Consider the following 13,021-nt stretch of genomic DNA (forward strand, 5'->3'; position numbering starts at 1 on the left):
ATGACTGACACAACAACAGCAAGCACATTGGCAATTCTTGAACAACTTTACCGAGGTGAAGATTTAGATTTTACGCAAAGTCATGGGATCTTTTCTAGCGTGATGCGCGGTGAAATAGACAATATCGTGCTCTCGGCCCTGCTAGTTGCCCTTAAAATCAAAGGCGAACATAGCGATGAAATTGCTGGAGCTGCCTCAGCGATGATTGAAAACGCCAAACCCTTTGCCCGCCCTGACTATGCTTTCAGTGATATTGTTGGCACGGGTGGCGATGGTCACAACACTATTAATGTGTCGAGTGCTGCTGCTATTGTTGCAGCATCTTGCGGAATTAAAGTGGCCAAACATGGTAATCGCAGCGTATCGAGCAAATCAGGCTCATCTGATTTATTTGCAGGCTTTGGTATGGACTTAATGATGACACCTGATACCGCGCGTAAATGCCTAGACCAAGCCAACCTATGCTTTTTAGCCGCACCTAATTATCATGCGGGCGTTGCTCATGCGATGCCCGTTCGCACTACCTTGAAAACACGCACGCTGTTTAATATTCTTGGCCCACTGGCTAACCCTGCACAACCCACTCACGGCGTTTATGGCGTATACAAGCCCGAGCTGCTTGATGTGTATGCGCAAGTACTGCTAACCCTAGGTCATGATAATGCACTGGTTGTGCACGGCTCTGGATTAGATGAAGTCGCGCTGCATGGCCCAACTGATGGGCGCCATATACGCAACGGACAAATTCGTTCTGTCAGTTTTGAAGCCAGTGACTTTGGAGCAACGCTAGCGCCCATTAGCGCCATCGCCGGTGGTGAGCCAGCGTTTAATGTCGATGCCATTGCTCAGGTCTTAAGTGGCAACGGCGCAGTTGCTCACCAAGAGGCGATTGGCATTAATGCTGCAACCTTACTTTGGGTGAACGAGCCAAACCGCAAGCTCAGCGAGTGTTTTGACCAAGCAATAGCAAGCATGGCGACCGGTAGGCCCATGCAAACCATTCAATTAGCCGCTAATATTAGCAAGCAAGGAGTATAGTGTGGCCGACGTATTAGGGACCATTGTTGCTGACAAACGCATTGAAATTGCACAGCGAGAAATTGACTTTCCATTAGCGCAATTTCAATCAGCGCTTGAACCCAGTCGCAAGTCGTTTATTGAGGCGCTAAACAAAAGCAAAGCGGGTTTCATATTTGAATGCAAAAAAGCCTCTCCCTCAAAAGGCTTAATTCGCGAAAACTTTGATTTAGATGAAATCGTCACCGCGTATGAAAAAGAAGCGGCATGTTTTTCTGTGTTGACCGATGAAAAATACTTTCAAGGTCGCTTTGAGTATCTTTCATATGTGACCGGGCGCGTCACTCAACCGGTGTTAAATAAAGACTTTTTTGTAGTGCCCTATCAAATTTATTTAGCCCGCTACTACAATGCAGATGCGGTACTGCTAATGCTTTCTGTGTTAACTGATGCTGAATACCAATCTCTTGCTGAAATTACCTTTTCACTGGGTATGGAGGTCCTTACCGAAGTTAGCAACGAAGCAGAAACGCACAGAGCGCTCGCATTAGGTGCAAAAATTATTGGGATCAACAACCGCGACCTGCGCGACCTATCAACCAATTTAGCCACCACTGAGCGACTTGTACCCATTATTCGCGCCACTGACTTTAATGGCGTGATCATTTCTGAATCAGGAATCTATACCCATCAGGACCTGCAGCGTTTAAATCACTTAGTTGATGGGTATTTAGTAGGGTCTTCGTTAATGGCACAAGACAACTTAGATGCTGCCATTCATCGCTTAGTATACGGCGAAGTCAAAATATGCGGGATCACCGAAATATCAGCGGCGATTGCCATTGCTAAGACTCAAGCGAGCTACATGGGACTTATTTTTGCACCAAATTCCCCTCGCTTCGTATCATTGGAGCAGGCAGTAAGCATTATAGAACAAGCCCCTTTTAATTATGTTGGGGTGTTTGTAGATGCGCCGCTGACACAAGTGGTAGAATTTGCCAATCGCTTAACCCTGCATGCGGTGCAGCTGCACGGTAACGAACATTTGGATTATATAAGCGCTTTGAGAAGTTCGCTGCCTGAGTATTGCCAAATTTGGAAAGTGCAGGCAGTCACAAAAGACGATACCGCTGCAAGCATACATCATCAAATGCTTGCATTCGCAGACGCTTCAGCGCACATAGATCGATGGCTATTTGACTGCAAAGTAGGCCAACAGTCAGGCGGAACGGGCGAGCAGTTCGATTGGCAAATTCTAAATGAGATTTGCAATAAAAGCTCTGATGAGAGCTTTGATGGAAGTTTTCATCAAAATGACAAGCAAGGCATATTTGGCGAGATAGTCGCAGTGCTAGCAGGCGGGATCGACGAAAACAATGCAGCGTCCGCCATCAAGACCCGCGCGCAGTGTATCGACGTCAATAGCGGTGTTGAAACGGCTCCCGGAATAAAAGATTTAGCGAAAATCCAAGCGATGTTTACATCGCTGCGCATTTAGAAGGAATAACACAATGAATAAATTAGAATCAAAATTCGGTGAATTTGGTGGGATGTACGTACCTGAACTGCTTATTCCTGCGCTCGACCAACTTGAACAAGCATTTTTAGATGCCAAAGACGACCCGAGCTTTCAAGAAGAGTTTATGTCTTTACTCAAGGACTACGCTGGCCGCGCCACTGCGATGACCCTTACGCGCAACTTAGTGGCCAACCCAAAGGTAAAACTCTATTTAAAGCGTGAAGATTTGCTGCACGGCGGTGCACATAAAACCAACCAAGTGCTAGGCCAAGCATTGCTTACCAAGCGCATGGGTAAAACCGAAGTTATCGCCGAGACCGGCGCCGGTCAGCACGGCGTGGCGACTGCCCTAGCTTGTGCACTGCTAGGTTTAAAAGCTCGTATTTATATGGGTGCAAAAGACATTGAGCGCCAAGCCCCCAATGTATTTAGAATGCGCTTAATGGGCGCAGAAGTTATCTCCGTTGATTCTGGATCTGGCACCTTAAAAGACGCCGTAAATGAAGCCATGCGTGACTGGTCTGGCAGCTACGAAACCTCACATTATCTGCTTGGCACCGCCGCCGGCCCGCACCCTTTCCCCACTATTGTGCGTGAATACCATCGTATGATTGGTGAAGAAACGCGGGCACAAATTTTAGAAAAAGAAGGCCGTTTACCAGATGCTGTGGTTGCCTGCGTTGGCGGTGGCTCTAACGCCATTGGCATGTTTGCAGATTTTATTGATGAGCCAAGCGTGCGTTTAGTGGGCGTTGAGCCAGCGGGTAAAGGTGTCCACACGAAGGAGCACGGCGCAACCATTTGTACCGGCACTAAGGGCATCCTGCATGGTGCATTCACCTTTATAATGCAAGACGACGTGGGCCAAATTGAAGAGTCTTATTCGGTGAGCGCCGGACTTGACTACCCTGCGGTTGGCCCACAGCATGCTTATCTAGCCGATATTGGCCGAGCTGAGTATTATGCGGTAACCGACACCGAAGCACTCAACGCCTTTAAACTCTTAGCCAGAAAAGAAGGAATTATCCCCGCGCTGGAGTCTTCACATGCCCTCGCTCACGCCTTAAACATGGCAGAAGAGGCTGAAGACGGCACCATTATCGTGGTGAATTTATCAGGCAGAGGCGACAAAGACCTCGCCCATGTAACCAAAATTTTAGGAGACGACCTGTAATGGCTAATACTCAGTTTAGCGGCAGCAAGCGCTATCAAAAAATGTTCAGCGCCCTTGATGCAAAAAATGAAGGCGCTTTTGTGCCCTTCGTAATGCTTGGCGATCCAGATGCGGGTACCTCATTTAAGATTATAGAAGCCCTAGTCGAAGCTGGTGCGGATGCCTTAGAGTTAGGCATTCCTTACTCTGATCCGATTGCCGATGGCCCAACGATTCAAAAAGCCAGTATACGCGCGCTCAAAAGCGGCGTTCGCCCCGACCACTGCTTTGATATTATCCGCCAAATCCGTGATAAGTACGAAGACATCCCAATTGGATTGTTGCTCTACAGCAACTTAGTATTAGCAAAGGGTTTAGATGCATTTTACGCGCAAGCAAATGCTGCTGGGGTAGACTCAATACTGATTGCCGATGTGCCTTTAAGAGAAGCCACGCGCTTTATTGAAATTGCCCAAAAGCACAATGTTCAACAAATACTGATTGCTCCTCCTAATGCTAGCGAAGAGACGCTTGCTGCAATTGGAGAGAAGTCCAGCGGCTACACCTACTTGCTGGGCCGCGCGGGCGTCACCGGTGCAGAAACAGCTGTCGAAATTCCTACCGAAGCATTAATTGCCAAACTCAAACAGTATGAAGTTGCCCCCCCGCTATTGGGCTTTGGTATCTCAACGCCTGCACAAGTTAGCTCAGCCATAGCTGGGGGCGCGGCTGGCGCCATATCAGGCTCTGCAACGGTTAACATTATTGAAAAGCATCTTAGTGACATCGATGCGATGCTGCTTGGCTTAAGCGATTTTGTGAAAACAATGAAAGCGGCAACTAACAAATAGTCTGCGGAGAAACTTATGTACTATATGATTTATAGCGAAGATAAACCTGATTCATTGCCTCGCAGACTTGCAGCAAGACCTGAACATCTTGCCCGCTTAGAAGCGTTAAAATCGGAAGGGCGCTTGTTTGTTGCTGGTCCTAATCCTGCTGTTGATTCGGAAGATCCTGGCCCTGCTGGTTTTACAGGGTCGTTAGTGATAGCTGAGTTCTCATCTCTTGAAGATGCCACGTCTTGGGCAAACGACGACCCTTATTTACACGCCGATGTTTATGAGCGCGTGACAGTCAAACCCTATAAAAAGGTGCTCCCTTAATATTGCAGCGCTGCAAGCTTACTTTGCAATGCTTACTTGGTCACGTCCATTTTGCTTTGATTGATAGAGCGCTAAATCTGTGCGCTCCATCCAACTATTTACCGTTTCGTTTTTGTTTAAGGCTGCTACTCCAAATGAAACCGTATAAGGGGGCAAATCAATGTTTCTTTTGCTGACTAACGTTTCTCTGATTTTTTCTGAAATCGCCACAGCGTCTTTTAACATTGCGTTTTGCACAATGATAGCGAACTCTTCACCCCCCAAGCGAAATAGCCTGTCAGTGCTTCTCAGGCAATGAGTGACGATATTCGTAACGTCTTTCAATACCGCATCTCCGACAACATGACCGTGTGTATCATTTAAGCGTTTAAAATGGTCCATATCAAACAAGATCAACACACTATGAAAGTCTTGCTTGTTTCGTTGGCGAATGCAGATTTCAGCCTTAGCATTAAAAGCCCGGCGATTACCGGTTTGTGTTAGGTAGTCTTGACTCGCCATAGACATTAACTGTTCATGCTGCTTGCGCAAAGCGCGCGATGAATAGTAAATGAAGACAATGGTCGGCATTAAGGTCGCGTACAAAGTGAGCAAATCAGTAGACGCCAAAAGTTCGCTCAAAAATGGGTAAACCGTAATACAAACTGAAAAAGAAAGCAGAACAGCAATCTTAGGTTTAAATAAAAAGAAGGTTGCTACAAAACCCGGATATAGCCAATAGGCCGAGGCGGTGTCGCCAATAATTGTTGTGCTGGTAATGCCTAATATCAGCATTATTCCCATTACGTGTCTTGAAGTAGCAAGATAACGGTTTCGCAATACGTTAAATGCGATAACTAAAAAGACGCCAATTAACACTAGGTTTAACAGTGCCATCAACCAGCTTTGCTGAATGATTCTCGTGATTAAAATAGGACATACCGACAAAAAGCCGAGCATCGCGACCGCAAATACGGCTCGCGCTGTTGCAGTAGCTTCTCCTAGCCTACTTTTGATCATTAGGTTTATGGCAGTTAACTTAGCTATCACGCAGGTCTTCAGGTCCCGTTGTTGTGAGTTCTGAATTTGGGGGCACAGTATCGACATCGGCAGATAGCAATAAGGCTAGCCAGCGTGTCTCTTCTCTTGATTCCATCGCGATCTTAACTACCATTGTTAAAGGCACTGAGAGTAACATGCCTACGCTACCAAGTAACCACCCCCAAAAGACTAAAGATAAAAACACGACTAAGGTAGATAGGCCCAGTCCCTTTCCTAGGAATCGTGGCTCAATGAAGTTCCCCATAACGGTGTTGACCAATAAAAACCCCAATCCTGCTAAACCTGCCTTAGCAAAACCAAATTCTACAAAGGCCATGAATATCGCCGGGATAGCAGCGATTATCGATCCGATGTTGGGAATAAAATTCAGCATAAAAGCAAGTACCGCCCACAGCATAAAATGATCCACACCCAACACATAGAGCCAAACGCCGATAAAAATACCGGTCCCTAAGCTAACTAACATCTTGATCACTAAATACTGATTTACCGACGTTAAAAACCTATCGATGTGGGGCAATTTCATATCCGGATCAGCAAGCGCCACATGGGCTCTGCGCGGCATACTGTCTGCCTCAAACAGCATAAATAATACGGTGAGCAATATTAAAAAAACGTTTGATAGAACGGTTCCCATTCCAGTAATAAAGTTGGTGGCTACCGACATCGCCATACCTGGATCAAGATGCTCACGAATAAGTGCTTGATTGAGATGAATATTAAGAACACCGAGCTTATCAATTACCCAAGCAAACTCCCCCGCAAGCTGCTCTCTGTAAACCGGCATATTCTCCCTAAAGTCTGCGAGCGATTGCGTAATTAGCCCGGCTAACATGAAACCAATTACCACCATAAAGAGTATAACTAAACTAATGGACAGCCAACGCGGCACCTGATAGCGCGCTGACCAATTGATAAGAGGGCTCACCGCTATCGCGATAAACGCCGAAAGCAATAGCGGGATCACAATAACACTGGCGGCTTTTATACCGGCAAGCACTATCACAACAGCGGCCATTACCAGCATTGCTTTTGACGTGGGTGACTTATTTATCTCCATAGTGTAAATCCAAATATAAGCGGTTTAACTGACTTAAGTATGAGCAACAACAAACTAATAAGGAAGTAGTATCTCAATGAATTTAAATCTTGCCACCATTCGCATTAAAAATCTTCGTCTAAGAACCTATATTGGTATCAACGATGATGAAATAAAGAATCAACAAGATGTGGTGATTAATGTCACCATACAATATGATGCGAAACAAGCTACCAATTCTGATCAAATGGAAGATGCCCTAAACTATAAAATCATCACTAAAGCCATTATTCGGCTGGTTGAAGACAATCGTTTTTCACTATTAGAAAAACTAACCGCCGATATTTTGAATATTGCAGCAGATCATCCTTGGGTCATTTCTGCTGAAGTCGAAGTCGATAAACCGCACGCCCTGCGCTTTTCTGACTCCGTTTCCCTCGCCATTTCTTGTACTAAGGACTAAAGTTAATGAAGCGCATGCTGCTAACCGGTGGAACAGGCCTTATTGGTCGTTATCTTATCGCCAAGCTCAAAGAGCAATACGATATTACTGTGGTAAGCCGAGATCCAAAGCGAGCAAAGCGACTTTTATTGGATTCGGCCAGCGCACTTAGTCTAGAAGACATTAGCCATGTCAATGATTTTGATGTGATTGTCAATTTAGCCGGAGAACCGATTGCCGACAAGCGTTGGAGCGATGCGCAAAAACAGCGAATTTGCGATTCCCGTTGGCAGATTACTGAGCGCTTAGTCGAATTGGTAAACGCTGCTTTATCTCCTCCTGAAGTGTTTATAAGTGGCTCGGCAATTGGGTTTTACGGTCGCCAAGACGACACCCCTATTACCGAAGATTTCAGCGATTATCATGACGAATTTAGCCGCCAAGTATGTGTAAAGTGGGAAGAGCTCGCGTTACAAGCCGAAACCCGCGTGTGTTTATTGAGAACCGGTGTTGTGCTGGCAGACGATGGTGGCGCATTAAGCAAAATGTTACTGCCTTTTCGACTTGGACTTGGCGGCCCAATTGGTGAGGGTACGCAATTTATGTCGTGGATCCATATTGATGATATGGTTCGCGCAATACAGTTCTTAATAGAAAATAAAGACTGCACTGGGCCGTTTAATATCACCTCACCTAAACCGGCTACAAATGCTTTCTTCGCTCACAAACTTTGCAAACGACTCGATCGGCCCTGCATATTCACCACCCCTACTTTTGCGATCAAGCTTCTGATGGGCGAATCATCTGCGCTGGTAATTTATGGCCAAAAAGTATTGCCCACGCGTTTGGAGGCGGCTGGATTTCATTTTTCATATCCAGTATTAGTTGATGCTTTAAGTGCGTTAGATTTGCGCTAAGTACCACTTAAATTTCAGATACAAAAACGGCCAAGGTAGACACCATGTCTGCCCTCGGCCGTTCTAACTGAATCTACTGTCAACTATCTCGAGAACAATCTTCTTTTGCGACGCATGTTCGAACGAATCTCAGTGCGCTTGCCTTCAAGCCAGCTTTCACGGTTGACGTCGGCTTCATTGCCACGGCGGTTTTCTTCGGTTTTTCTAAATTGACAAAACTCTGTATACGCACCCAAATCTTGCGACATATCTTGAATAACTAACTCAATCATAATGGCGTCATCAACATAGCCCAAACCGGGTATATTGTCAGGCACCAAGTCATGAGGCTCACTAAAATAGGCCAAAGAGGTCAATATTTCAGCTTTTTCGTCTTCTGGCATTTGCCACTCATCATCTTCGAGCGCTGAGATTAGGGTTTCTAGCGAATCTAACCGGTGTTTAACAAATCCAGGTAAATTTGCGCTTTCCATCTCTGAACAGACTGCACGGGCTTTTTGTAACACTTCTGCAGGTGAATATTTGCTAGCGTTCTGTATGGCTACTTTCATCAATGCTCGAAAATGTTCTAAGTCTTCGTCAGAGAGCTCGAAAGTAATTTGAATGGTCATATGTCATCCTTTTTTTATTATTAAAGTATCTACATTAGAGAGACGCTACACGCCTGTCAATAATGTTTAGCATTCCTTTTACATATTTTCTTAGACGTTATCCAGTTTTTTATAAATTATTCATCGATTCGGCATTCATTTGATTTCCTAAACCATTTTACGCAATAAATGCCCGGTGTTAAGTGATAACAATCGCCAGCAGCCAATTGCACCCAATAAACCGACCACAAGAGCACCTACAACCGGCGCAATCGCCCAGTACTCTGCGTGCAGTGATGGCGGCATTTGGAATACTTTCGTTTGCAACATATACAAACTGAATTCGTTAGCCAATGCGGCCATCAACCCCGCCACGGTGCCGATGATCACAAATTCATTTATCACACTAAAGCGTATGCTGATGCCCTTTAGACCAAGGGTTCGTAAAATTGCTAGTTCTTGCAGTCGCTCATCCATACTCGCCTGAACTTGTGCGATTAGCACTAGCGCACCTGCTATCAGCACGAGTATCAAAATAAACTCAACCGCCATAGAGACCTGGTCGATAATTTCACGCAGTTGATTGATTCTCGCATCAACATCGAACAAGGTTACGCTGGCAAAAGGCGCCATAATCCTTGATATTTCTGGTTTTCGAGCCTCATCTAGGTGAAAACTCGTAATATAGGTGGCGCTAAAGTTCTCCATTGCTTTGGGGTGTAACACAAAAAAGAAATTAGGCTGTAGGGTCTGCCAATCGACTTCCCGCATACTGGTAACCGTCGCTTGAATCACTTCACTGCCGACATTGAAGGTCAGGGCATCACCAAGCTCAATATTTAGTCGACCCGCCACTTCTGTCTCGATAGACAATGGCACAGGCTCACCCTCTTGCCAATTGTCATGCCACTGACCTTCTACGACCACGTTACCGGTTTGCAGCTCTGTGCCCCAGCTTAAATTAGCTTCGCGGCCCAAACCTTGACGCCCTTCGTTTGCGACCTCTTCATCTTCTTTGGTCACCTCGGTGCGGATGTTTTCATCGTTGATAGAAACAAATCGCCCGCGCGCTACCGGATAAAACTGCTCATACTGCACGTCATTTTTTGTGAAGTGCTCTTTAAGCGCTTCTTTTTGGGTCTCTGTTACGTTTGCGACAAAGTAATTTGGAGTGCCTTCAGGCAGTTGGTCTCGCCATTGCTTTACCATATCGTTGCGCATAACCAACACGACTAACAGCAACATAATGGTAATTGCAAAACTAATCAGCTGCACAGAATTGCCCATCGCACGACGGCGAATACGCGCCCACGCTAAGGTCCAAGCACCCATACTACCGCTGCCCAATTTCCGCCCGGCGAGAATCAGCAGATAAGTCATACCCAGAAGACTCATTACCAGCAAGACGCCTGAGCCAAATAAAATACTGCTTATTAAAAGATTTTGGCTGTATGTCCACATCAGCAAGAACACCGCACTACCAGAGAACACAAACTGCAAGGCTTTGGAAGATAAGGTTGCCTGTAGATCTTTACGTAATACTCGCAGCGGAGGCACAGAGAACAACTGGAGTAAGGGATATAATGAAAACAGCAAGGCGCAGGTTACACCCGTAAATACTGCAATGCCCAGAGGTCGCCAATACCAAGTCGCCAAAGAGACTTCTACTTTGTCTGCTAATAGCGTAACCACCCCTTGCTGCAACATGTACCCGACTAGCACCCCTATACTTATTCCTAGTGCGGTAATAAAACAAATCTGCATGAGGTATATCTGGCGCACCATTGCTTTACTCGCACCGAGTGTTTTCATAATTGCCACGGGGTCAAAATGACGCTGGCTGTATCGCTGAGCGGCGACTGCAATCGATACGGCGGCTAAGACAATTGCCAATAAACTGGCCAGTAAGAAATACTCTTCGGCTCTTGCAATGGAGCGGCCAATTGGCGACTCATCATCTTCGATGCTGGTCCAGCGATGAATTTCGCGATTTAGTTGAGGACGCAGCCAATCATAGTAATCATCTAACACCGCCGACTCACCGGTAAAATAGTATTTATAGCTAACGCGACTTCCAGGACCAGCAATATTCGTTGCCGCCACATCCTGCGCAGACATCAATAGCATCGGGTCAGTATTAAACACGCTGAAGCCGGCATCGGGGATGGAGCTTAAAATTTCGGTTACTTGGAGAGTAGCATCGCCAATTTCAATCATGGCCCCCTTTTCAACACCGAGAAGTTGATACAGGCGTGAGTCTATCCATACTTCCCCTGGCGCGACTGACTTACCGGCTATTTCGCCTTCACCAAACGCCGTGTCGGTGACTTTCACCTCTCCTTTCAAAGGATATTCGGTATCAACCGCGCGCAAGTCAGACAATGCTAGTTCGTTACCTGCAAACACCATCGAGCGGGTAGATAACTGAAATGCGGTATTTAAACCTCTCGCCTGCGCCTCTTCAATCCAAGCGGTGTCAACTGCGTTTCTTGAGCGCAGTTGACTATCAGCGGCAATGAACTCGGCGCTGCGATCGGTAAGGGCTTGCTGAAGTCGCTCGCTAAATAATGATAAGGATAAAACCGATGCCACCGACAGCACAATCGCCAATAAGATAATGGTAAGCTCGCCGCGGCGCGCCTCATGTTTAAAAAGACGCCATGCCAACTGAAATGCCATGCCCATATTATTCGCCCCCAGCAATCACTTTAAGATGCTTCGTTTCTTCGCGCAGCTCACCAGCACTCATGCGCAGCTGACGCTCGCAGCGGCTCGCCAACTCATCGTCATGGGTGACGAGTATCAAGGTTGTATCCGATTCTTGATTGAGCTTGAACAGTAGCTCTTCGACTTTATGTGAGTTATTGGAATCTAGGTTACCGGTGGGCTCATCTGCAAATAAAATTTTAGGATTAGTAATAAATGCTCGCGCAATCGCAACGCGCTGTTGTTCGCCGCCTGACAGTTGATTAGGGAAATGGTTGGCGCGGTGGTCCAAGCCTACTTGCTTCAAAATCTCCAGCGCGCGCTGCTTTGGATTTTTCATACCGGTGATCTCGGCGGGCAGCATGATGTTTTCAAGTGCCGTCAAGCTTTGCACTAACATAAAGCTCTGAAAGATAAAGCCGACTTTTTCACCTCGCGTGCGAGCGCGCTCTTCTTCACCCATGTTATGCAAGGATTCGCCATCTAGATAGATGTGACCTCCACTGACTTCGTCTAATCCTGCAAGTAAGCCAAGTAATGTTGACTTACCTGACCCAGAGGCCCCTATAATGGCAACAGATTCACCCTGTTTCACGCTAAACGTGATGGGCTGAAGGATCTGTAATTCGCCTTCACTCGTAGTCACTTTCTTTATCAAGCTTTTTGTTTCAATAATTGTAGAGGCCGTGGTCATAGTGTTAGTTTTTTCATCCTACAGAAGCAGCAAACGCCAGATGCGTTCATACCCGCTGATTAAGTGCATATTTTTTATTGCTCTTTTATTCCCTTTAATTGCCCATTCAGATCAGGAAATTCAGGCAAATACATATGACAAGAATGTAACAGAATACAAATTGCTGGTATTAGGCGACAGTTTAAGTGCAGCATATGGCTTAAGATCTGCCCAGGGCTGGGTGTATTTGCTCCAAGAATACTGGGATGAAAAGCAGCAGCCTATAAAAATTATTAATGCAGCTATTAGTGGCGACACCACTGACGGAGGGCTTGCTCGATTGCCAAGACTACTCGAACTGCATCAGCCTACACATTTGTACATTGAACTAGGGGGCAATAATGGTTTGCAAGGACATAACCCGAAAAAAATCAAACAAAACTTGGCCCAGATGATTGAGTTAGCTGAAAAAAATAATATCGAAGTGATACTGCAAGAAATATTCATACCGACAAATTATGGACGCAGATACTTAGAACTTTTTGTAAACAATTATCATGAGTTAGCGTCAGAATATGGGGTCCCACTGGTGCCTTTCTTTTTGCAAGAAATTGGGCTTAAGCCCGAGCTAATGCAAAACGATGGAATACATCCCACAGCAGAGGCACAACCTATGATCGTTGAGTTTATGGCGCCTAAATTAGCGGCCTTGATTGTCGAAGGATAATCCTATTTAGACAGCCGCCTTTAAGAGCATG

The 13,021-nt window shown here is 45.9% G+C and carries 13 protein-coding genes; 8 read left to right on the forward strand and 5 right to left on the reverse strand.

The window, feature by feature from the left end; translation table 11 throughout:
• The 5 genes from trpD to AB9H30_RS04440 are packed head-to-tail and all read left to right on the forward strand — an operon-like array spanning position 1 to position 4,855.
• A complete protein-coding gene (trpD, locus tag AB9H30_RS04420; protein WP_371193428.1) occupies positions 1 to 1,038 on the forward strand; it encodes an anthranilate phosphoribosyltransferase in 1,038 nt (345 codons plus the stop codon).
• A gap of 1 nt (position 1,039) precedes the next feature.
• On the forward strand, positions 1,040 to 2,515 hold the full coding sequence (trpCF, locus tag AB9H30_RS04425) for a bifunctional indole-3-glycerol-phosphate synthase TrpC/phosphoribosylanthranilate isomerase TrpF (RefSeq protein WP_371193429.1): 1,476 nt from the start codon (positions 1,040 to 1,042) through the stop codon (positions 2,513 to 2,515).
• Between the two features lie 13 nt (positions 2,516 to 2,528).
• Complete coding sequence (gene trpB / locus AB9H30_RS04430; RefSeq protein ID WP_371193430.1) at positions 2,529 to 3,710, forward strand: tryptophan synthase subunit beta; 1,182 nt, start codon at positions 2,529 to 2,531, stop codon at positions 3,708 to 3,710.
• Positions 3,710 to 4,540, forward strand: coding sequence for a tryptophan synthase subunit alpha (trpA, locus tag AB9H30_RS04435; protein ID WP_371193431.1), 831 nt, complete (start codon positions 3,710 to 3,712; stop codon positions 4,538 to 4,540). Before trpB ends, trpA begins: the two co-directional genes overlap by 1 nt.
• Before the next feature lie 15 nt (positions 4,541 to 4,555).
• Positions 4,556 to 4,855, forward strand: coding sequence for a YciI family protein (locus AB9H30_RS04440; RefSeq protein WP_371193432.1), 300 nt, complete (start codon positions 4,556 to 4,558; stop codon positions 4,853 to 4,855).
• Positions 4,856 to 4,873: 18 nt separating this feature from the next.
• Here the strand turns inward: AB9H30_RS04440 and AB9H30_RS04445 are convergent, their stop codons facing one another.
• Together AB9H30_RS04445 and AB9H30_RS04450 are read right to left on the reverse strand one after the other, a co-directional pair.
• Positions 4,874 to 5,884 (reverse strand): GGDEF domain-containing protein, encoded by a 1,011-nt coding sequence (locus AB9H30_RS04445; protein ID WP_371193433.1) that lies wholly within the window; start codon positions 5,882 to 5,884, stop codon positions 4,874 to 4,876.
• Positions 5,874 to 6,956 carry an AI-2E family transporter gene (locus tag AB9H30_RS04450; protein ID WP_371193434.1) on the reverse strand — a complete coding sequence of 361 codons (1,083 nt, stop codon included), beginning with the start codon at positions 6,954 to 6,956 and terminating at the stop codon, positions 5,874 to 5,876. The genes AB9H30_RS04445 and AB9H30_RS04450 overlap by 11 nt, the downstream gene beginning before the upstream one ends.
• 76 nt (positions 6,957 to 7,032) lie before the next feature.
• Between AB9H30_RS04450 and folX the strand changes: the two genes are divergently transcribed.
• Complete coding sequence (gene folX / locus AB9H30_RS04455) at positions 7,033 to 7,398, forward strand: dihydroneopterin triphosphate 2'-epimerase (RefSeq protein WP_371193435.1); 366 nt, start codon at positions 7,033 to 7,035, stop codon at positions 7,396 to 7,398.
• A gap of 5 nt (positions 7,399 to 7,403) precedes the next feature.
• Positions 7,404 to 8,294 (forward strand): TIGR01777 family oxidoreductase, encoded by an 891-nt coding sequence (locus tag AB9H30_RS04460; RefSeq protein ID WP_371193436.1) that lies wholly within the window; start codon positions 7,404 to 7,406, stop codon positions 8,292 to 8,294.
• A gap of 83 nt (positions 8,295 to 8,377) precedes the next feature.
• Here the strand turns inward: AB9H30_RS04460 and AB9H30_RS04465 are convergent, their stop codons facing one another.
• The 3 genes from AB9H30_RS04465 to AB9H30_RS04475 form a co-directional block, all read right to left on the reverse strand.
• Complete coding sequence (locus AB9H30_RS04465; protein WP_371193437.1) at positions 8,378 to 8,905, reverse strand: YkvA family protein; 528 nt, start codon at positions 8,903 to 8,905, stop codon at positions 8,378 to 8,380.
• 147 nt (positions 8,906 to 9,052) lie between these two features.
• Positions 9,053 to 11,569, reverse strand: a complete 2,517-nt coding sequence (locus AB9H30_RS04470) for an ABC transporter permease (RefSeq protein ID WP_371193438.1) — start codon at positions 11,567 to 11,569, stop codon at positions 9,053 to 9,055.
• Between the two features lies 1 nt (position 11,570).
• The gene (locus tag AB9H30_RS04475) at positions 11,571 to 12,284 is read right to left on the reverse strand and encodes an ABC transporter ATP-binding protein (protein WP_371193439.1); all 714 of its coding nucleotides are present in this window, start codon (positions 12,282 to 12,284) and stop codon (positions 11,571 to 11,573) included.
• Positions 12,285 to 12,324: 40 nt separating this feature from the next.
• Between AB9H30_RS04475 and AB9H30_RS04480 the strand changes: the two genes are divergently transcribed.
• Entirely contained in the window at positions 12,325 to 12,990 is a 666-nt protein-coding gene (locus AB9H30_RS04480) for an arylesterase (protein WP_371193440.1), read from the forward strand.
• Positions 12,991 to 13,021: the final 31 nt, after the last annotated feature.

The organism is Glaciecola sp. SC05 (genome assembly GCF_041380235.1).
Taxonomy (GTDB): Bacteria; Pseudomonadota; Gammaproteobacteria; order Enterobacterales; family Alteromonadaceae; genus Glaciecola.